The organism is Georgenia soli (assembly GCF_002563695.1).
GTDB classification, from domain to species: Bacteria; Actinomycetota; Actinomycetes; order Actinomycetales; family Actinomycetaceae; genus Georgenia; species Georgenia soli.
In genome coordinates, this window is sequence record NZ_PDJI01000004.1 from 1,198,842 (window position 1) to 1,218,889 (window position 20,048).

17 protein-coding genes are annotated in these 20,048 nt (G+C 73.8%); 6 read left to right on the forward strand and 11 right to left on the reverse strand.

Annotated features, from left to right (window positions below; all coding sequences use genetic code 11):
- Positions 1-12: 12 nt before the first annotated feature.
- A complete protein-coding gene (locus tag ATJ97_RS06685; protein ID WP_425432737.1) occupies positions 13-1,500 on the reverse strand; it encodes a DHA2 family efflux MFS transporter permease subunit in 1,488 nt (495 codons plus the stop codon).
- 351 nt (positions 1,501-1,851) lie between these two features.
- Here ATJ97_RS06685 and ATJ97_RS06690 point away from each other — a divergent pair, with 351 nt between their 5' ends.
- Positions 1,852-2,454 (forward strand): isochorismatase family protein, encoded by a 603-nt coding sequence (locus ATJ97_RS06690; protein WP_245862219.1) that lies wholly within the window; start codon positions 1,852-1,854, stop codon positions 2,452-2,454.
- Between the two features lie 68 nt (positions 2,455-2,522).
- Here the strand turns inward: ATJ97_RS06690 and ATJ97_RS06695 are convergent, their stop codons facing one another.
- Together ATJ97_RS06695 and rsmI are read right to left on the reverse strand one after the other, a co-directional pair.
- Complete coding sequence (locus tag ATJ97_RS06695) at positions 2,523-4,355, reverse strand: HNH endonuclease signature motif containing protein (RefSeq protein WP_143426890.1); 1,833 nt, start codon at positions 4,353-4,355, stop codon at positions 2,523-2,525.
- Positions 4,356-4,725: 370 nt separating this feature from the next.
- Positions 4,726-5,559 carry a 16S rRNA (cytidine(1402)-2'-O)-methyltransferase gene (gene rsmI / locus ATJ97_RS06700; RefSeq protein WP_098483069.1) on the reverse strand — a complete coding sequence of 278 codons (834 nt, stop codon included), beginning with the start codon at positions 5,557-5,559 and terminating at the stop codon, positions 4,726-4,728.
- A gap of 147 nt (positions 5,560-5,706) precedes the next feature.
- On the opposite strand from rsmI, the gene ATJ97_RS06705 reads away from it, so the two are divergent.
- Positions 5,707-7,917 (forward strand): dolichyl-phosphate-mannose--protein mannosyltransferase, encoded by a 2,211-nt coding sequence (locus tag ATJ97_RS06705; protein ID WP_098483070.1) that lies wholly within the window; start codon positions 5,707-5,709, stop codon positions 7,915-7,917.
- A gap of 87 nt (positions 7,918-8,004) precedes the next feature.
- Positions 8,005-8,832, forward strand: coding sequence for an SDR family NAD(P)-dependent oxidoreductase (locus ATJ97_RS06710; RefSeq protein WP_098483071.1), 828 nt, complete (start codon positions 8,005-8,007; stop codon positions 8,830-8,832).
- Positions 8,833-8,871: 39 nt separating this feature from the next.
- Here ATJ97_RS06710 and ATJ97_RS06715 read toward each other — a convergent pair whose 3' ends face one another.
- From ATJ97_RS06715 to ATJ97_RS06740, 6 genes are all read right to left on the reverse strand, one after another.
- Positions 8,872-9,552, reverse strand: a complete 681-nt coding sequence (locus ATJ97_RS06715) for a metal-dependent transcriptional regulator (RefSeq protein WP_098483072.1) — start codon at positions 9,550-9,552, stop codon at positions 8,872-8,874.
- The gene (locus ATJ97_RS06720; protein WP_211287073.1) at positions 9,540-10,406 is read right to left on the reverse strand and encodes a metal ABC transporter permease; all 867 of its coding nucleotides are present in this window, start codon (positions 10,404-10,406) and stop codon (positions 9,540-9,542) included. The genes ATJ97_RS06715 and ATJ97_RS06720 overlap by 13 nt, the downstream gene beginning before the upstream one ends.
- On the reverse strand, positions 10,403-11,152 hold the full coding sequence (locus tag ATJ97_RS06725; RefSeq protein ID WP_098483073.1) for a metal ABC transporter ATP-binding protein: 750 nt from the start codon (positions 11,150-11,152) through the stop codon (positions 10,403-10,405). Before ATJ97_RS06725 ends, ATJ97_RS06720 begins: the two co-directional genes overlap by 4 nt.
- Positions 11,152-12,099, reverse strand: coding sequence for a metal ABC transporter substrate-binding protein (locus ATJ97_RS06730; RefSeq protein WP_098483074.1), 948 nt, complete (start codon positions 12,097-12,099; stop codon positions 11,152-11,154). The genes ATJ97_RS06725 and ATJ97_RS06730 overlap by 1 nt, the downstream gene beginning before the upstream one ends.
- Before the next feature lie 62 nt (positions 12,100-12,161).
- On the reverse strand, positions 12,162-13,709 hold the full coding sequence (locus tag ATJ97_RS06735) for a family 20 glycosylhydrolase (RefSeq protein WP_143426892.1): 1,548 nt from the start codon (positions 13,707-13,709) through the stop codon (positions 12,162-12,164).
- Positions 13,710-13,778: 69 nt separating this feature from the next.
- Positions 13,779-15,704: a heavy metal translocating P-type ATPase gene (locus ATJ97_RS06740; protein WP_098483076.1), complete on the reverse strand. Its 1,926-nt coding sequence runs from the start codon at positions 15,702-15,704 to the stop codon at positions 13,779-13,781.
- A gap of 502 nt (positions 15,705-16,206) precedes the next feature.
- Between ATJ97_RS06740 and ATJ97_RS06745 the strand changes: the two genes are divergently transcribed.
- The 3 genes from ATJ97_RS06745 (at position 16,207) to ATJ97_RS06755 (ending at position 18,913) form a co-directional block, all read left to right on the forward strand.
- On the forward strand, positions 16,207-17,421 hold the full coding sequence (locus ATJ97_RS06745; protein WP_211287075.1) for an MFS transporter: 1,215 nt from the start codon (positions 16,207-16,209) through the stop codon (positions 17,419-17,421).
- 100 nt (positions 17,422-17,521) lie between these two features.
- The gene (efeU, locus tag ATJ97_RS06750; RefSeq protein ID WP_098485293.1) at positions 17,522-18,364 is read left to right on the forward strand and encodes an iron uptake transporter permease EfeU; all 843 of its coding nucleotides are present in this window, start codon (positions 17,522-17,524) and stop codon (positions 18,362-18,364) included.
- 300 nt (positions 18,365-18,664) lie between these two features.
- On the forward strand, positions 18,665-18,913 hold the full coding sequence (locus ATJ97_RS06755; protein ID WP_098483078.1) for a hypothetical protein: 249 nt from the start codon (positions 18,665-18,667) through the stop codon (positions 18,911-18,913).
- Positions 18,914-18,930: 17 nt separating this feature from the next.
- Here ATJ97_RS06755 and ATJ97_RS06760 read toward each other — a convergent pair whose 3' ends face one another.
- Together ATJ97_RS06760 and ATJ97_RS06765 are read right to left on the reverse strand one after the other, a co-directional pair.
- Positions 18,931-19,377, reverse strand: coding sequence for a universal stress protein (locus ATJ97_RS06760; RefSeq protein WP_098483079.1), 447 nt, complete (start codon positions 19,375-19,377; stop codon positions 18,931-18,933).
- Positions 19,374-20,045, reverse strand: a complete 672-nt coding sequence (locus tag ATJ97_RS06765; protein WP_211287077.1) for a V-type ATP synthase subunit D — start codon at positions 20,043-20,045, stop codon at positions 19,374-19,376. Before ATJ97_RS06765 ends, ATJ97_RS06760 begins: the two co-directional genes overlap by 4 nt.
- Positions 20,046-20,048: the final 3 nt, after the last annotated feature.

The following is a 20,048-nucleotide window of genomic DNA, read 5'->3' on the forward strand; positions in this document are numbered from 1 at the left end:
CGCGGGTAGGGGTCAACGGGTGGAGGACCTGATCTCCTCCGGCCGTCGGAGGAAGAGGGCGGCGACGACGGTGAGGAGCGACAGCACCGCCCCGCAGAGGAAGGCCGTGCGGATCCCGCCCGCCAGGGCCGCCTCCGGGCCCAGCCCGTCCGCCGACAGGCCCGACGCGCGCGTGACCATGACGACGACGAACAGGGCAGTTCCAGCCGCGCCGGCCAGCTGCTGCAAAGTGCCGACCAGCGCGCTGCCGTGCGCGTACAGCTCTGGCCGGACGGCACCGAGCGATGTGGTGAACAACGGCGTGAACATCAGCCCCAGCCCCACGCTCAGGACCACGTGGATGCCGAGCACGAGGAGCGACGGCGTGCTCTCGCCGAGGAAGGTCAGGGACCAGAGAGCGGCGCTCGTGAGCACGGCACCGGGGACGACGAGCACCCGGGGCCCGCGCCGGTCGTAGACGCGCCCGACCACCGGGCCCATCAGCCCCATGAGGAGACCGCCCGGGAGCAGGAGCAGGCCGGTGGAGAGCGGGTCGAGGCCGAGCACGTCCTGGGCGTAGATCGGCAGCAGGATGATCGTGCCGAAGAGGGACGCCATGAGGACGAACATGAGACCGACACCGATCGCGAACATCGGCGCCAGGAGGGTCCGCAGGTCGAGGAGCGCGCGGTCGGAACGTTGGAGCGCGAGCTGCCGCAGCACGAAGGCGACGAGCGCGATCACGCCGGTGGTCAGGGGGATCCACGGCTGGAGGGTCGGCGCCCCGTGGGCGGCGGAACCGATGGCGCTCAGCCCGTAGATGAGCCCGCCGAACGCCGTCGCGGACAGGAGCACCGACAGCACGTCGATGGAGCCCGGTCGGGTGGCGGTGACGTTGCGGATCCGCGCAGCGCCGAGGCCCAGCGAGAACAGGGCGATCGGCAGCACGAGCCAGAAGAGCCAGCGCCAGTCCAGCACGCTGAGGACGAGCCCCGAGATCGTCGGGCCCAGTGCCGGCGCCACGGACATCACGATCGAGATGTTCCCCATGGTGCGGCCCCGCAGGTTCGGCGGGACCAGGGTCATGATCGTCGTCATCAGCAGCGGCATCATGATCGCCGTGCCGGTGGCCTGCACCACCCGCCCCAGCACGAGCGCGGCGAACCCCGGCGAGATCGCGCACAGCAAGGTGCCCAGGCTGAAGAGCGACATGGCTGCGAGGAACATCGGCCGCGTGTTGAAGCGCTGCAGCAGGAAGCCGGAGATCGGAATGACCACCGCCATGGTGAGCATGAACGCGGTGGTGAGCCACTGCGCCGAGGTCGCCGGCACGCCGAGCCCGTCCATGATGCGAGGCAGCGCCACGCCCATGACCGTCTCGTTGAGGATGACCACGAACGCCGAGACGAGCAGGAGCGAGATGACGAGCCGGGTGGACGGTTCCAGACGGTCGGTCGGAGCAACGGCGCCGCTCTCCACGCCGTCAGGCGCTACCTCGGTGGCGAGGCGGTTGTCAGGCACAGGTCCTCCGGTCTGGGTTCTACGGATGGCTCATCACTGAGGCAGACGGTTCGCCCGTACTGCACACAGATGGCGACCTTGGTCGGTCGGTCGGTCGCCCCGACTGCGTCGTGTGCGCGCGTCGTGCACTCGGGACACTTCCGCGCCTCGAATCACTCGCGAGTCCGCGGCATGCTTCGTCGGCGGTCGGCGACCACTCGATTGTGGTCGGCGTGCCGGTGTCTGAAAAGCGAATATTCGCGTGCCGCGGGTCTTCCCGGTCGCCGCGCATTTTGGCGCCAGGCGGTCCACCGGGAGAATGAGCCGCAAAGCGCCCCGCCTCCCCCAGGCGGGCCGGGATCGGAGGTCGTTGTGAGCCAGAACGCCGACCAGGGCGGACGGGCCCTCATCCTCGTGGACGTCCAGCCCACGTTCTGCGAGGGGGGCGCCTTACCTTCCCCAGGAGCCAACGCCGTCTCGGAGCGGGTGGCGCGTTACACCGCTGGTCATCGTGACGAGTACGCGGCAGTGGTGACGACGCAGGACTGGCACATCGATCCGGGCTCCCACTTCTCGGACGACCCGGACTTCGTCGACACCTGGCCCCCGCACGGGGTGGCCGGCACCCCGGAGGCCGAGCTGCACCCGGCGCTCTCGGGGCTCGCGTTCGACGCTTCCGTGAAGAAGGGGCAGTACGCCGCCGCGTACTCCGGGTTCGAGGGCACGGACGAGGAGGGACGCACCCTCGCCCAGATCCTCCGCGATGCCGACATCGCGTCGGTCGACGTGGTGGGGCTCGTGGAGTCGCACTGCGTCAAGGAGACAGCCCTGGACGCCAAGAAGCTGGGCCTGCAGACACGCGTGTTCACCGATCTCACCGTCCCGGTGAGCCCTGAGCTGGGCGCGCTCGCCCGCGAGCAGATGACCGCCGCCGGCATCACGCTCGAGGAGTCGGGGCTCGGGTCGGACTCCTAGCTTCTACCTCAATCCGTTCGGCGTACCGGAAGAATCCGTCGACGAGGCGCCGGGGTTCGTGGGCCCCGTCAGAAGGGTGGTTCGTCGTCGGGGTGTTCGTGGCGGGGCAGGGTGGTGACGTGTCCGTCGGGGGTGCGGCGGTAGCGGTGGCCGCTGGGGGTGGTCCAGATGAAGGTCCCGGGTTGGGGTTGTTCGACGTGGAAGGCGCCGCAGGTCTTGCGGGGGTGGTCGTGCTCGCACATGGGTGCGAGGTTGTAGACGGCGGTGTGGCCGCCGCTCGCCCAGGAGACGGAGTGGTCGAGCTGGCAGTGGCGGGCCGGGACGGTGCAGCCGGGGGCGATGCAGGTGCGGTCGCGTTCGCGGACGAGGCGGGCCATGTCGGCCGGGGGCCGGTAGGTGGTGCGGCCGACGTCGAGGACGGTGTCGGTGAAGGGGTCGACGACGACGCGGCGCCAGGTCCCGCCCAGGGCGAGGGCGCGGGCGGCCTCGTGGGTGATGGGGCCGACGCCGTCGAGGTGGGCGATCGGCCCGTCGGGTTCGTCGCCGTAGGTGTCCAGCGGGTCCCCGTCCGGGGCGGGCGGGAAGAACGCCGACCCCCACGTACCGCCGGGCGGGCCGCCGCTGTCGCCCGGGCTGCCGGTGCCGGCCGGGCCCGGTGAAGCACCGGCGTCTGGTTCCGCGCCGGTGCCGCAGGCGGCCGCGCCCTGGGATCTCTGGGCGGCGGTGCCGACGAGGACTCCGGTGGCGGGCAGGTCCGGTGGGAGGGCGACGGCGAGGGGGACGGTGAGGTTGACGGTGATCTTGTCCGACAGGGCGAACGGACCGGTGGGGCCGCCCGGTCCGGGCGCCTCGCCGATGCGGCCGGCGGCGAACGCGCCGGCGGCCATGGCGACCGCGGCGTCGAAGCGCAGCTGGTCGGTGGTGCGGGCGTCGCCGGCGGCGCGGGCGGCGACCGCGGCGGCCTGCAGGGTCGCGTCCAGGACGATGAGCTCGTGGGCGGGGCCGTCGAGCAGCATCGTCGCGGTGCCGTCCCGCCCGGGCCGCAGGTGGGTGGCCTTGCGGGCGGCGGCGGCGCGGCGTTGCCGGTCGTGGGCGTCGGGCGGGTCGGCGGCGACCAGGGCGGCGTTCAGGTCGCGCTGGAGCTGGGGGTGGGTGCGCCGGGGCGCGGTGGGCAGGACGGTGTCCTGGACGCCCCAGGCGACCGGGCCGGGCCGGCCGGACAGGGCGGTGGCGATCATGCGGGCCTTGCGCGCGTCGATCAGCCCCGCCGCCAGCGCGTCCCCGGTGGGGGCGAGGACGCCGGTGAAGGCCTGGCCGAGGTCGACCAGCTTGCCGGCCTCCTGCCGGGTGACCCCCAGGCGCATGCCGAGCTCGTCGGCGGCGAGGTCGACGTCGCTCACGCCGCGACGGGTGGGCATTCGGCCGTGCATGGAGTCCCGTCCCGCGAGGGCGGCCGCGGCGCGGGCCGCGCCGGCCGCGGCGGCGGCCTCGACCCGGCGGAAGGCGGCCACGACCTCGACCGCGGTGTAGTCGTCGACCTCGTCGGGCTCGACCGCGAGCAGCAGGCCGAGCAGCTCCCCGTCCGGCGCCGCGTGCGCGAGCAGGCCCGCGCCTTCCTCGGACTCCGAGAGCACCGCCCCGACCGGACGCCCCCCGACCCGGCCCGGCACCGCACCCACCGGGCGTAGGGCGGGCACGAGCTGCCGGCGATCCGCCGGCCCGGCCGTGCGCTCTGGGCCGGCCGGCCCACTGTCGTGGTCGTCCTGATCGACCGGCGCGTCCGGGACGGCCGAGCCCGCGTGCCGGGCGCAGCCCACCCCCAGCCGGCACCACAGGCACCGGTCCGGACCGGCCGCCCCTGCGACGTCGTCGTCCCCCGGAATCTCAGCATCATCGCTCATGCATCAAACATACGTTCGACCACCGACATCCGCCCCGGACCGCCCCTCTGCTGGGGACAAGCCATCATCAGGCGGAGCTGTGGACGACGCGGCACGCCATGTGGCGACGTCGAACTGCGGCTCCCTCATGCAGTGGGCCATGACTCCATGGCGTCACTAGGGTTCTGATCTACGGTCCTCGGGACGAGGACGAGCTCGAGGCGGTCGTCTCGGTGATCGAGGAGAGTCTGGCGTTCGCCCGTTCCGGTCCAGGGCAGTCCCGCACGGGCTGACCGGCCGTCGCAGAGCCGCGAGCGGTCCCGGTGCGGCAGCTATGGATGGCGCCGCCAGGTGCCCTGATCTCCGCGTCCGAACGCTGCGAGCTCCGCCGTCAGCGCCGCGCGTCCAGCGCGGCCTCGTACAGGTCGCGTTTGCCCAGCCCTGTCTCCCCCGCGACGGTCGCCGCGGCGTCCTTGAGGCGAGCTCCGCCGTCGGCGAGCGCAAGGACACGACCGACGTGGTCGGCGACCGACGGCGTCGCCGGCTCCGCACCCGCGACGACCACCGTGATCTCGCCCTTGACCCCGTCCTGCGCCCAGGCGGCGAGGTCGCCCAGGGGTTCGCGTCGGACCTCCTCGTACGTCTTGGTCAGCTCCCGGCACACGGCGGCCCGGCGGTCGGGACCGAAGGCCTCCGCCATGTCCGCGAGCGTGGCGGCGAGCCGGTGGGGCGACTCGAAGAACACCATCGTGCGCGGCTCGTCGGCAAGCGCCTGCAGCGCGCGTGACCGGTCCCCGCCCTTGCGGGGGACGAAGCCCTCGAAGCAGAACCGGTCGGTGGCCAGACCCGAGATCGCCAGCGCGGTGAGTACCGCGGACGGGCCCGGCGCCACGCTCACGCGCACCCCGGCGTCCGCGGCGACCGTGACGAGGCGGTAGCCCGGGTCGGAGACCGACGGCATCCCGGCGTCGGACACCACCAGCACCTTCGCGCCCTCCTGGGCGGCGCGGACGAGCTCCGGCGCACGCTGGTTCTCGTTGTGCTCCTGGTAGCTGAGGACCCGACCGGTGACCTGGACACCGAGACGGCCGGCGAGCGCCCGCAGCCGTCGGGTGTCCTCGGCCGCGACGATGTCCGCCTCGGCGAGGGCTCGGCGGAGCCGGGGGGGCGCGTCGGCCGCGTCGCCGATGGGGGTGGCGGCCAGCAGGATCACGCCCGGGGCCATGGCGGGCGCGTCAGGTATGGCGGGCGCGTCAGGTACGGCGGGCGCGTCCGCGGGATCCTGCGACGGCGTCGCCACGTCAGGGTCGGGAGCGGCGGGGACAGTCACGCTCCCCAGTCTCCCCCATCGCCCTACACTCGCCGGGTGACCATGCCTGACCGGACGCCCCACGTGGGCGGCACCACCCAGTCGGCACGGTCACCACGATCCTTGGGCGACGCCCCGACCGACGACGGCGGCACCGGGCACCTCAGCGACGACGAGCGGCGCGACCTCGCCCGGTCGGTGCTGCGTCGCGGTTTCCGTGAGCGCCGCGCGACCGGCCCGGGGTCCCACGCCGCCCGGGGCCCGAGATCCGCCGTCGAGATCGAGGCCGACCTCCGCAGCCGGCTGGGCCTGCCCGCGCTCGCCGCACGGCTCGACCCCACCGTGCGGCTGTGGGGCTGGCTCGGGCCGCTCCTGGTCACGGTGCTGGCCGCCGTCATGCGCCTGGTGAACCTCAACCACCCGTCCCGCCTCATCTTCGACGAGACCTACTACGTCAAGCAGGCGTTCTCGATGCTCACCCTCGGCTACGAGGGCGAGTGGAAGGCGGAGGACGCCAACGACCGCTTCGTCCGGGGCGACTACTCCGACCTCTCCACGGTGGCCGACTACGTGGTCCACCCGTCGGTCGGCAAGTGGATGATCGCCGTCGGGCTGCGGCTCTTCGGCGCGGACAACGGCGCAGGCTGGCGGTTCGCGGCCGCCGTCGTCGGAACGATCTCCGTGCTGCTCCTCGCCCGGATCGCGTTCCGGATGTTCGGCTCCGTCCTGCTCGCGACGGTGGCCGGGCTGCTCCTCGCGATCGACGGCATGCACCTGACCGAGTCACGCACGTCGCTGCTCGACATCTTCCTCATGTTCTGGGTGCTGGTCGGGTTCTGGTTCGTCCTGAAGGACCGAGACGCCACGCGGGCCGTCCTCGCCCGTCGGACGGCGGAGCAGGTGGCCGCCGAAGAGGCGGCCACCGGAGCCCGGGCGACGTTGACGAACCGGCTCGCCCCCAAGGTAGGACCGCGGTGGTGGCTGGTGGGCGCCGGCGTCGCCCTGGGCCTGGCGTGCGGGGTGAAGTGGTCGGGTATCTACGCCGTCGCGGTCTTCGGCGTCATGGTGTTCGTCTGGGACACGTGCGCCCGCCGCGCCGTCGGGGCCCGCTCCTGGCTCGCGGACGGCGTGCTCCGCGGCGGGCTGCCGGCGTTCCTCGCGCTCGTCCCGACGGCGGCGCTCACCTACGTGGCGACCTGGTTCTCCTGGTTCACTCACCCCGACGCCTACCGGCGGCAGTGGGCGGCGGACCTGCGGGCGAGCGGGGCGACCGTGCCGCGCTCGTGGCTGCCGGACTCCCTCAACTCCTGGTGGGAGTACCACCTGGTGATGTGGGACTTCCACAACAACCTCACGCCCGAGCACGCCTACGCCTCCCACCCCGTCGGCTGGCTGATCCAGTGGCGGCCGACCTCCTTCTACTGGCCCGACCCCGCCCCGCCGCCCGAGGCCTGCGGCGCGCAGCGGTGCGTGGAGGCGATCACCTCGATCGGCAACCCCGTCGTCTGGTGGCTCGCCGCGCTCGCCCTGCTGGTGCTGATCTACATCGCCGTGCGGGGGCGCGACTGGCGCGCCTGGGCGATCCTCGCCGGGTACGCCGCCATGTACCTGCCCTGGTTCGCCTACGCGCACCGCACGATCTTCACGTTCTACGCCGTCGCCTTCGTCCCGTACGTGGTCCTCTGCCTCGTGTACGTCCTGGGCCGGGTCATGGGTCTCGTGCGCCCGCCCCGACCGTTGCGCGCGTCGGGCGGCGCCGCGGCGCGTGACACCGAGTCGCACGGGGTGCCCACACCGGACGACGGGACGACGGCGGACCTCGGGACGACAAACCACGGGACGGCAATTCACGGGACGACAGGCCCCGGGACGGCGGACCACGGGACGGCGGAGCACGGGACGGCGGAGCATGGGACAGCAGACCCCAGGACGACGGCGGAGCCTTCGCCCGAGCGGCTCTCCGGTGCGCCGGTGACCGCCACGGCCCCGGCGGCAGCCGGAGCCCCGGTAGCCGGCAGAGCTCCGTCCGCGACAGGAGGCGAGGCACCCACCGGCGCCCGTCCCGGGGCAAGCGTTCCGCGAGCGCCGTCGACGCTCGACCTGCTCCTCACGAACGAGGGGTCGGTCCGGCTGACCCGCCGGTCCTGGGTCGTGCTGGGCGTCGTCGTCGGCCTGGCAGTCCTGGCCGCCGCGTTCTGGTGGCCGATCTGGACGGGCCAGACGGTCTCCTACGACTTCTGGCACTGGCACATGTGGCTGCCGAGCTGGATCTGACCGAGAGTCGCAGCGCCTGACGTGCTGCGGCGACGACCGTGCCCGCTGACCTGCGAGGATGGGCAGCCCCGACATCGAGGAGTACCTGTGAGCCGTTCCGTCCGCGGCGCCCGTGTCCTGATCACCGGCGCCACCCGCGGCATGGGCCGCCTGTTCGCCGAGCGTGCCGCCGACGAGGGAGCCGCCGTCATCGTCCTGTGGGGCCGCGACCCCGCGGCCCTCGACGAAACCGCCGCGGCACTGGCCCGGCCCGGGCTCCAGGTGCGCACCGACGTCGTCGACCTCACCGAGCCGACCCAGCTGGACGACGCCGCCGCCCGCCTCCTCGAGGACGGCCTGGTCCCCGACGTGCTCATCAACAACGCCGGCGTGATCACTGGCAACAAGTTCTTCTGGGAACTCGCCGCCGACGACACCACCCGCACCCTGCGCGTGAACACCCTCGCGCCCATGCGCCTGGTCGGTCACCTCCTCCCCGCGATGATCGACGACGGCGGAAGGGCCAAGCGGGTTCTCAACGTCGCCTCGGCCGCGGGCATCGTCCCCAACCCGCGCATGTCGGTCTACGCGGCCTCCAAGGCGGCGCTGCTGACGTGGTCCGACACGCTCCGGCTCGAGCTGGCGCAGGCGGGCCACGAGCAGGTCGCGGTGACGACCTTCAGCCCCTCCTACGTCGACACGGGGATGTTCTCCGGCACCCGCCCGGTGCGGCTGACCCCGGTGCTGACCCCGGAGCGTGCGGTGGCCCAGGCATGGCGGGCGATGCTGGCCGGACGTGCGCACATCGTCACCCCGCCCACGGTCCACGTGGCCCGGGCGGCGCGCGGGGTGCTGCCGTCACGTGCGTGGGACGCGCTCGCCTCCGTGTTCGGGGTCCACCGCTCGATGGAGACGTTCACCGGCCGCGACCGCTGACCCGGCGGACGCCACGGGCGCACCGTCCGCGACCGAAGGTCAGGGCCGCACGACCCACACCGACTCCGCCGCCGTCAGCCCCATCTCGACGGGGCCCGGCTCGTCGCCGATCTGCACCGTGAGGGTGCCGGCGAAGTCGCGGCGGTCGACCACGTGCAGCTCGGTGTCCAGGGCCACCCCGAGGTCGTCGAAGTAGCGCAGCACCTGGGGGTCGGTGTCTGAGATGCGGGCCACGCGGACGCGGGCACCGCCTGGCACGAGGTGGAGCTGGCTGGCCGGCGGGGCGGGCACCGAGCCCTCGCGGCTCGGGATGGGGTCGCCGTGCGGGTCCCGCCCCGGGTACCCAAGCCGGGCGTCCAGGGCGTCGACGAGCCGGTCGGAGACGGCGTGCTCGAGCACCTCCGCCTCGTCGTGGACCTCGTCCCAGCCGTAGCCGAGCTCCACCACGAGGAAGGTCTCGAGGATCCGGTGCCGCCGCACGACGGCGAGCGCGGCCTGCCGACCTGCCTCGGTGAGCTCGATCGCCCCGTAGCGCGCGTGGGCGAGCAGCCCCTGCGCGGTCAGCTTCTTGACGGCCTCGGAGACCGTCGACGGCGAGAAGCCCATCCGCCGGGCCAGCAACGTCGTGGTGACCGGGTCGTCCGACCACTCCTGCGCCGACCAGATGACCTTGAGGTAGTCCTGGTTGGCGGCGGTCAGCTCGTCGATCACGGCGCCCACGCTACGCGACGGTGGGTCGCTGCCCGCCGCCGACGGCGGAGCAGCCCGCCGCGCGGCGCGAAGAGGTAGGCGCCGGTGAAGGCGGCGCCCTGCGCGAGGACCACCATCGGGCCCGACGCGGTGTCGAGGTAGTAGCTGGCGTAGATCCCGACGACGGCGCAGACGGCCGCCAGGGCCGGCGCCACGAGGAGCATGCGCGCGATCCGGTCGGTCAGCAGCCGGGCCGTGGCGCCCGGGATGATGAGCATCGCGACGACGAGCACCACGCCGACGGCCTGCAGCGCGACGACCACCGTGAGCGCCAGCAGGCCCAGGAGCATCGCGCCGAGCCGCCGGGGGCTGAGCCCGATGGCCTGGGCGTGCGTGGGGTCGAAGGCGAAGAGCGTGAGGTCGCGCCGCCTCAGGAGCAGCACGGCGAGCGTGACGGCCCCGAGCACGAGGACCTGCGCCAGGTCCGCCGTCGAGACGCCGAGAAGGTTGCCGAAGAGGATGTGGTTAAGGTCGGTCTGGCTGGGCACCACGGAGATCAGCACGAGCCCCAGCGCGAAGAGGACGGTGAAGACCACGCCGATGGCCGCGTCCTCCCGGATCACCGATCTGTCGCGCACCACCCCGATCAGCCCCACGGCCAGCAGGCCGAACACGAGCGCGCCGACGGCGAACGGGGTGCCGAGGAGGTAGGCGAGGACGACGCCGGGCAGGACGGCGTGGGAGACGGCGTCGCCCATGAGCGACCAGCCGATGAGCACGAGCCAGCAGCTCAGCACCCCGCACACGACGGCGGCGACGACGGAGACGGCGAAGGCCCGCTGCATGAACCCGTAGGCCAGCGGCTCGGCGAGGAGCTCGATCATCGCGGCACCTCCGCCGGGTCGACGCCGAACGCGCGGGCGAGGTTCTCGGGGCGCAGCACCTCGGTGGGCGCGGCGTGGAGGATGACGTGGTGGTGCAGGAGCACCGCGTCGTCGCAGAGCTCGTCGAGCCGCTGCAGGTCGTGGGTGGAGACGAGCACGGTGCGGCCGCCGGCGGCGAGGTCCCGCAGCAGCGTGGTCAGCGTCGCCTCGGTGCGCCGGTCCACGCCGGCGAACGGCTCGTCGAGGAGCAGCACGCTCGCCTCCTGCGCCAGACCGCGCGCGACGAACGCCCGCCGGCGCTGCCCGCCCGAGAGCGCACCGATCTGGCGGTCCGCCAGGTCGGTGAGCGAGACCCGGGCGAGGGCGGCGTCGACGGCGCCGTGGTCGGCGCGGCGGGGCCGGCGGGTCAGGCCGAGGTGTCCGTAGCGGCCCATGAGGACGACGTCGCGCACCGAGAGGGGGAAGGTCCAGTCGACGTCCTCGGTCTGCGGCACGTAGGCGACCGTCCCGTGACGGCGCGCGTGCTCGGTGCCGCGGCCGTGGACCCGGACGGTCCCGGCGTCCGGGCGCACCAGTCCCATGACGGCCTTGAACAGGGTCGACTTGCCGGAGCCGTTCATGCCGACGAGCCCGGTGACCCGCCCCGCAGCGAGGGAGAATGTGGCGCCGTCGAGCGCGGTGACGGCGCCGTAGCGCACGGTCAGCCCGCTCACCTCCAGGCTGGGTGGGGCGAGAGTTGTCTCCATCACGGTTCCTTCCCGGTGAGCCCGGCGACGATGGTCGCGGCGTCGTGCCGCAGCAGGTCGAGGTAGGTGGGGACCGGCCCGTCCGGCTTCGAGAGGGAGTCGACGTAGAGGGTGCCGCCGTACCGGGCGCCGGTCTCGGCGGCCACCTGGCGCTGCGCCGTGCCGTTGACCGTGGACTCGCAGAAGACGGCGGGTACGTCGTCGGCCCGCACGCGGTCGATGACCGCGGCCACCTGCCGCGGGGTGGACTGCCGCTCGGCGTTGACCGGCCAGAGGTACGCCTCCTCCAGGCCGGCGTCGCGCGCCAGGTACGAGAACGCGCCCTCGCACGTGACGAGCACGCGGTGCTGCGGGGGCAGCGTGGCCAGCTCGGCCACGAGCTCCTCGCGGACCTTCTCCAGCTCGGCGGCGTACGCCCGCCCGTCGGCGGCGTAGTCGTCGGCGTGGGCGGGGTCGAGCTCGCTCAGGGCCTCGACGATGTTCTGCACGTAGATCTGGCCCGCCCGCGGCGACATCCACGCGTGCGGGTTGACGGCGTCCTTCCGCCCCGCGATCGGGATCGGCTCCACGCCCTCGCTGAGGACGACGTGCCTCGCGCCGACGTCCGACATGAACTGCGCGAACCAGGCCTCCAGCCCGAGACCGTTGTCGAGGACGAGGTCCGCTCCCTCACCGCGCCTCAGGTCGTCGGGGGTCGGTTCGTACCCGTGGATCTCGGCGCCGACGTCGGTGATGGACTCGACGCGCACGTGCTCCCCGCCGACGTTGCGGGCCATGTCTGCCAGGACCGTGAACGTCGTCAGGACCAGCGGGCGGCCGTCGTCGGGCCCGGCGTCCGGCCGCTCCGCGGCCCCCTCGGTCACGGCACAGCCCGCGAGCAGGGGCATGCCGAGGGCCACGACGACGGCGAGGCGTCGTCGGCCCACCCGAGACCAAAGTTTCGGCATGCCGAAATACTAGGCGGAGGGCGGCGCAGTCACCAGGGCGCGGGCGCCTGGGGCGCCAGCCCTCAGGCCGGCGCGACGCCCGCCTGGTCCCAGTCCACGTCCTGCGACGGGTGGAACGCCCAGTCCCGTCCCCGCCACACGGGGACCTGCCCCGCCAGCCGGCGCGAGAACCCGTCGAACCCGTCGCGCTCCCGCACGGCCTGATCGCTCCAGGCCACCTCGGCCACCGCCACCAGCCGCGGCAGCAGCATCGTGAAGAGGTCCTCGCGGGTGGCGACCGTCTCCGTCCACAGGGGCGCCTCCACCCCGCGGACCCGCGCGGCCTCGACGCCGTCGACATGGGTGTCCGGGTCCCACTCCCAGGAGCGGCGCACGTCCACGCACCCGGACCAGTCCAGGCCGAGCGGGAAGTCGGGGGTGTACTTCATGTCGAGGTAGACGTGGTTCGAGGGCGACATGATGACGTCGTGCCCGCGCCCCGCGGCCTCGCGCACCCCGGACGGGTCGAGCGTGGACGCCCAGAGCTGCACGACGGCACCGTCCGGCAGGTCGGCCGCGGCGGCCTCCTGCCAGACGACGAGCGTCTTCCCCGTGCCGGTGACGATCTCGCCGAGCACCTCCACGAAGTCCGCGTAGTCCGCGGACGTGATGGTGTCGACCTCGTCGCCGCCGCCGTGGACGTACGGGCCGGGGGTCAGCTCCGCCAACTCGGTGAAGACGTCGCGGACGAAGGGCAGGGTGGCCGGCTCGTTGAGAGTGATCTTGGAGAAGCCGACGTGGGCCCCGGTGAACACGGGCGTCGGCTCGCCCGACGGCGTCAGCTCGCCGTAGGCGTGCAGGGCCGCGTTGACGTGGCCGGGGACGTCGATCTCCGGCACGAGGGTGATGCGCCGGGCGGCCGCGTGCTCGAGGAGGTCCTCCCAGTCGGCGCGCGTGAGGAAGCCGGCCGGGCCGCCGCCCACCTGGCTGGTGCCCGACAGCTCGGTCAGCCGGGGCCGGGAGGCGAGCTCGAGCCGCCAGCCCTGGTCGTCCGTCAGGTGCAGGTGCAGGGCGTTGAGCTTGTAGAGCGCTGCGAGGTCGATGACCTCCTTGAGCACGTCGACGTCGAAGAAGTGGCGGACCACGTCGATCATCACCCCGCGCCAGGCGTAGCGGGGCGAGTCCTCGATGTGCAGCGCGGGCAAGACCGGTGCCCCGCCCTCCTCGCGGACGAGCGCGGTCTGGAGCAGCTGGATGAGGGTGGTCGCGCCGCGGAACAGCCCGGCCGGCCGGGCCGCCCGCACGAGCACCCGGTCGGAGTCGACGGTCAGCGTGTAGGCCTCCGCGGCGGCCGCCTCGCGGGTCAGCGGCAGCGGCGACGGCTCGACGTCGGTCCGCTCGCCGGCGTCCTCCGTCAGCTCGAGCACCACCGTCGGCGACCCGTCGGCCGAGCCGTGGACGAGCACGCTGGGCCCGCCGGACGCCTCGCCGATGAAGTCGGCGAGGCCGGCCACCGCCGCCGCGTCGAGCCGTGCGGCGTCCGGCGCGACGAGCCGGACGGGTGCGACGAGGCGGAACCCGGGGCCCTCCTGCAGGCGCAGGTGGGTGGGCGCGGGGACGAGCGGGAGCATCGGGACCTCCGTTGACCGGTGCACGGGCGGCACGCCGGCGACCCGGACGGCCACCGACGCGAACACACGCTACTGGCGCGCGAGCTCGGTCCGCCCCACCGGCGCACCCGCCGTCCGGACCCGTTCGGCACGCAGCGCCTCCACGCGGTTCTGCTCCGCGCGTTCCTCGCGGCCCGGGCGGGAGGCGAGGAGGGCCCACAGGATGCAGGTGAGGTCCACGACCTCCTGCATCCACGCGCCGACGATGGCGGGCAGCAGGCCCGCGGCGGCCACGAGCATGAGGACCAGGGAGAAGCCGAGGCCGATGCCGATGGCCTGCCACGCGACCCGCATGGTGCGTCGGCCGATCTGCACGGCGCGCACGGTCCGGTAGAGGTCGTCGAGCATGATGACGACGTCCGCGGACTCGCTGGCCGCCGTCGACCCCTTCGCCCCCATGGCGACCCCCACGTCGGCGACGGCGAGGACCGGGGCGTCGTTGACGCCGTCGCCCACCATCATCACGGGGCGTGCGGTGACCGCCCGGACGGCGTCGACCTTGTGCTCCGGGAGCAGGCCGGCGCGCACGTCGTCGATGCCGATGCCGGCAGCGATGTGGCGGGCGGTCGGCTCGGCGTCACCGGTGAGCATCATCGTCGTGCGCACGCCGGCGCGGTGCAGGCCGGCGAGCGTCTCGGACGTCTCGGCGCGGATCTCGTCCGCGAGCGCGACGACGCCCGCGTAGCGCCCGGCCACGCCCACGTGGACGCCGGTCTGCCCCGGCTCGAGCGGGACGTCGCGGACCCCGCTCACCTCGTCCGCGACGAAGGAGGCCTTGCCGACGACGACGGCGCGCCCGTCCACCCGCGCGCGGACGCCGTGGGCGGTCACCTCCTCGACGTCGGTCGCGGCGGGGACGGTCAGCCTCCGTTCGCGCGCCGCGGCGACGATCGCGGCCGCCAGCGGGTGGGAGGAGTACTGCTCGACGGCGGCGGCGAGCGAGAGGATCTCGTCGGGGCCCAGGCCGTCGGCCACGTCCACGCGGGCCACGTGCGGGGTGCCGTAGGTGAGGGTGCCGGTCTTGTCGAACGCGACGGTCCGCACGCGGGAGAGCTGCTCCAGGGTGCCGCCGCCCTTGACGATGACGCCGTTGCGCGCGGAGCGGGACATGCCGGCCATGAAGGCGACGGGCGCGGCGATGATGAGCGGGCAGGGCGTGGCGACCACGAGCACCTCGGCGAAGCGCGTCGCCTCCCCGGAGAGGAACCACGCGAGGCCGGCGATGAGGAACGCGACGACGGTGAAGGGCACCGCGACCCGGTCGGCCAGGCGCACGAACGGGGCCTTGGAGTCCTGCGCCTCACGGACCAGCTCCACGATCCGCTGGTACTGGGAGTCTGCGGCGGCGGCGGTGACCCGGACCCGCACGGCCTCGCCGCCGTTCACCGACCCGGAGAGCAGGTCGTCACCGCGGCGACGGTCGACGGGCAGGGACTCGCCGGTGAGGGAGGACTCGTCGAACGTGGCGTCCTCGGAGAGCAGGACACCGTCGACGGGGACGAGCTCGTGGGGCTTGACGAGCACCTCCTCGCCGACGACGAGCTCGGTGACCGGTACGTCGACCACCGTGCCGTCGGGCAGGAAGCGGTGGCCGATCTGAGGGGCCCGCTCCAGGAGCGCGGACAGCTCGCGGCGGGCGCGCCCGGCCGCGTAGTCCTCGAGCGCCTCACCGCCCGAGAGCATGAGGCAGACCACCAGCGCCGCCCAGTACTCGCCCACGAGCACCGTGGAGACGATGGCGGTGACGGCCAGGAGGTCGATGCCGTAGCTGCCGGCGCGCAGGTCCGCGATCATGCCGCGGGCCTGGAGCGCGGCGACGACGAGCGCGAAGACGGAGATCGTCCAGCGTGCCGCGTCCGGCGGGCCGGCCAGCTCGAGGATCCCTCCGAGCAGACCGACGAGCAGGGTGGCGGTGACCACCCGGTACTCACGAAGGAACCCGACGACGCTGGCCATACCTCATTTGTAGGCCTTTCCCGGCCCTCTGTATAGCAAGGTAAGGCTGCCCTCAACCGCGGAATCCTGCGCTTTCGGAGCAGTCCATGGGTGCACGTCACCCCGGCGTCGGCGGCACCAGCCGCGAGCGTAGTCCGGTCATCAGGACGACTCGGATCCGGGACACACCAGGACGACTCGGATTCCGGCCACACCAGGACGACTCGGATTCCGGCCACACCAGGACGACTCCTAGCCGTTCTGTACGTCTTCACGTCGTTGCGCGCAGTGCAGCAGTCTCACAACCCGTCCAGAAGTGCCGGGAGGGCCGCAGATGGTGGCGAGCGGTCGAGCAGTCGAGCCGGGCGGGGCGGGCGGGCGGTCGAGCGGTCGAGCGGTCGGGCGGTCGAGCAGCGACGTGGTCGGCCGCACGCCCTTCAGGGCGCTGCCGCTACGGTGGGCGGGCCGTACCGCCCCGCGGTACGACGTCGTCCGCCAGCCGAGCCAATGGAGCCCCCAGAACGTGAGTGGTCTCGCCCGTCCCTCGAGCCGGCTGCCCGCATGGCTGCTGCTCGCGGGCATCCTCCTGGTGGCCGTCAACCTGCGGCCGGTGATCTCCTCGGTGGGCCCGGTGCTGCCGGTCATCGGCGCCGACGTCGGACTGGGCAGCGCGGCCCTCGGCGTGCTGGCCGCCGTCCCGATCGTCGCGTTCGCGGTCGTCTCGCCGCTGGTGCACCCGCTGGGGCGTCGCTTCGGGGTGGAGCGCACGGTGGCGGTGGCGCTGGTGGTCCTGGCCATCGGGACGCTGCTGCGCTCGGCACCCGGTCCGGCCGCGGGCCTCTGGGTGGGCACCGCGCTCATCGGCGCCACGATCGCTGTCGGGAACGTGCTGCTCCCGGTGGTGGTGAAGAAGGACTTCCCCTTTCGCGTGCCCGCGACGACCGCCTGGTACGTCGCCACGCAGAGCGTGTTCGCGGCCACCGCGTCCGGCGTGGCGGTCCCGCTGGCCGACCTCGGTGGCTGGCAGCTCGCGGTGGGGATCTGGGTGGTGCCGGTCGCGCTGGCGCTCGCGGTGTGGTTCCCGCGCCTACGCAGGACGACGGCGGCCGTGCGACTCCCCGCCCCGGCAGGCTCCTCCGCCGCGGCTGCGCCGTCGTCCCCTCACGCCTCGGTGTACCGCCGCCCGCTCGCGTGGCTCGTCGCGGCCTACATGGGGCTGCAGTCGACGGTGTACTACACCATGCTCAACTGGCTCCCGACCGTGGAGCAGGACCTCGGCATCGACCCCGCGACGGCGGGCTGGCACCTGTTCCTGTTCCTGGCCGTGGGGATCGTGGGGAACCTGGCGGTGCCCTCGCTCATGCGGGTGGGCGGCGACCAGCGGCTCGCCGCGAGCCTGGTGTCGGTGCTCGTGCTGGTGGCGATGACGGGCATCTGGCTCGCGCCCGGCCTGATCTGGCTGTGGGTCTCCCTCGTCGGGCTCGGGACCGGGTCGGCGTTCGTGGTCGCCCTCTCGCTCGTCGGTCTGCGCGCCGCGGACCCGACCACCGCGAGCCAGCTCTCGTCCATGTCCCAGGCGGTGGGGTACGGGCTCGCCGCCGTGGGCCTCGTCCTGGCCGGCGCCATCCGCGACCTCACGGGCCCGGGGGCGTCCGTGCTGCTGCTCGTCGCCGTCGTCGCCGCGATCCTCCTGGCCGTCGGGCTGAGCGTCGGCAGGCCCCGGACGCTGCACACCTGAGGTCCTTCGGCCGAGACTCTTGCGGGGCGCACGCCGGGCGACATACGGTGCGGAGGAACTTAGGTAAGGCATACCTGAGTCGGACCCCCCAGGGGTGGACATGCTCGCCAACTTCCTCATCGGCCTTCGTGAGGGGCTCGAGGCAGCCCTCGTCGTCGGCATCCTGGTGGCGTACCTCGTGCGGACCGGGCGGCGCGAGCGACTGCCGGAGCTGTGGGCCGGCATAGGGATCGCGGTCGCCGTCTCGCTCGGGTTCGGGGCGCTGCTGACCTTCGGTCCGCAGGGCCTGACGTTCCAGGCGCAGGAGGCGATCGGGGGCACACTCTCCATCGTCGCCGTCGGGCTCATCACCTGGATGGGCCGGACCGCCCGCCATCTCAAGGCCGACCTGCAGCACAAGCTCGACGACGCCGTCGACGCCGGCAGGTGGGCCGTCGCGGTCATGGCCGTCCTCGCCGTGGGACGTGAGGGCCTGGAGACCGCCCTGTTCCTGTGGGCGGGCGCGCAGGCGACCGGGACATCGACGCGGCCGCTGCTCGGCGCCGTCCTCGGGCTCACCGTCGCGGTGGTGCTCGGCTGGCTGGTCTACCGCGGGGCCCTGCGCCTCAACCTCAGGGCCTTCTTCTCGTGGACCGGACTCTTCCTGATCGTCGTCGCCGCGGGCGTGCTCTCTCACGGCGTCCACGACCTGCAGGAGGCCGGCATCCTGCCCGGGCTGAACTCACTGGCTTTCGACGTCTCGGGCCAGGTCCCGCCGTCGTCCTGGTACGGCACGCTGCTCAAGGGCATCTTCAACTTCTCCCCCGCTACCACCTGGCTGGAGGCCGGTGCCTGGGTGCTCTACGTGGTGCCGACGCTCATCCTCTTCGCCCGCTCCGCGTTCCGTCGGCCCGGCGCCGGCGCTCCCTCGCGCGCGGCCGCTCCGCAGAGGGTCGTCGCCTGACCGCCGCGGCCCCATATCGCTCTGGAGGCGTGCGCACTTCGCGTCCTGTCCCCCGGCCCCGGGAGGTCCAGTGGCCCCGTCGCTCTGCCGCACCGCAGTTCCCGTGCTCGCCGTGACGCTCCCGCTCACCGCAGCCGCCTGCACGCCGAACGACTCCGGCGGCCCGGCCGGTCCCGCGGGCGGAGCCACCTCCGCCGGCGGTGGTGCCTCCACCGACGGCGCGCCGACCGACGGCGCCTCCACCGAGGCGACCGCGGCCGGCCGAGCCACCACCGTCACGGTGAGCAGCACCGCCGACTCGTGCAAGGTCTCGGCCGGCACGGCCCCGGAGGGCCCGATCGTCTTCTCTCGGTCACCAACGACGGCACCGAGCCGACGGAGTTCTACCTCTACGAGGAGGACGGTCAGCAGGTCGTCGGCGAGGTGGAGAACATCGGCCCGGGCCTGACCAGGGAGCTCAAGGTCAACGCCGTCGCGGGCATGTACCAGACGGCGTGCAAGCCGGGCATGGTGGGTGACGGCATCCGCGCGCCGTTCACCGTGGAGTGACGCCGGCGCCGGGGATGTCAGGGGCGCGGGACCACCAGCACCGGGACGTCGGCGAACTCCAGCACCTCCCGTGCCACCGAGCCGATGTGGGTGCGGCCCGGCCCACCCGCGTCCGACCGGCCCAGGACCACAAGGTCGGCGTGCCACCGGCGGGCCTCGGCCAGCACGAGGGCGGCCGGCTGCCCCGAGCCGCTGCCGGTCTCCGCCGTGATCCCCTCGTGCTCCGCCTGTGCCGCGACGTGCTGCAGCAGGGCGTCGACGGCGGCGCTGCGCCGGGCGGCGAGCGCCCCGTCACGACCCATCGCCCGCAGAGCGCTCGTCACCTCGCCGTTCCCGCCGACGTGGACGAACCTCACGCCCCCACCGGTGCGGGCGGCGAGCGCGACGGCGAGCCGGGCGGCGGCCAGGGCGGCGGGCGAGTCGTCCACCGCCACCAGGATCCGGCCGAACACCTGACCGCTCATGACCGTCCGCTCCCCTCACCCGGGCCGGGCCGCTCCCCCGGGCTGGGCCGCTCCCCCGGGCCGTGCCCGGCGGCCCACCGCAGCCGGAGGCCCTCGGCCCGCTCGTCCTCCTCCAGGCGCAGCTCGGCCTCGGCCAAGGCCGCCTCGAGGCGTGGGATCCAGCGCTCCCGGACCGCACGCATCCGCCGTCGCGTCGCCCGCTCCTGCTCCTCGGGCACCCGCACGGCGGCCTCGGCGGCGGCGTGGGCCACCGCGGCCTCGAGGGCCCGGCCGCACGCCGCGCGCGCCGCCGCGAGCGCCGCGGTGTCCAGCGGGGCCGCATCCTCGGCCGGCTCCGGGACGATGCAGCGCGCGCCGGCCGGGTAGCGCACGCCCATCGGCTCCTCCCAGGCGATCTCCACAGTGGCGGGCGAAGCGGCCGAGGCCCGCCCTAGGCCCTCCTCGCCCGCGAGCAGCGCGGCGCGCACCGACCACCGCTGCGCCTCGGCCGCCGTCCCCGCCCAGGCGTCGGCTGTCCGCTCGCGGAGAAGCATGTACCGCTCCCGCTCGCCCCTCACGATCCGCAGCTTGTGGTCGAGCAGCTCGGCGCCGTGCCTGGCGGTCGCGAGCCGGTGCTGGAGCCACAGGCGCCCGGCGCGGCCGGGCGGGGCGTGCAGTGCGCCGGGCACCGC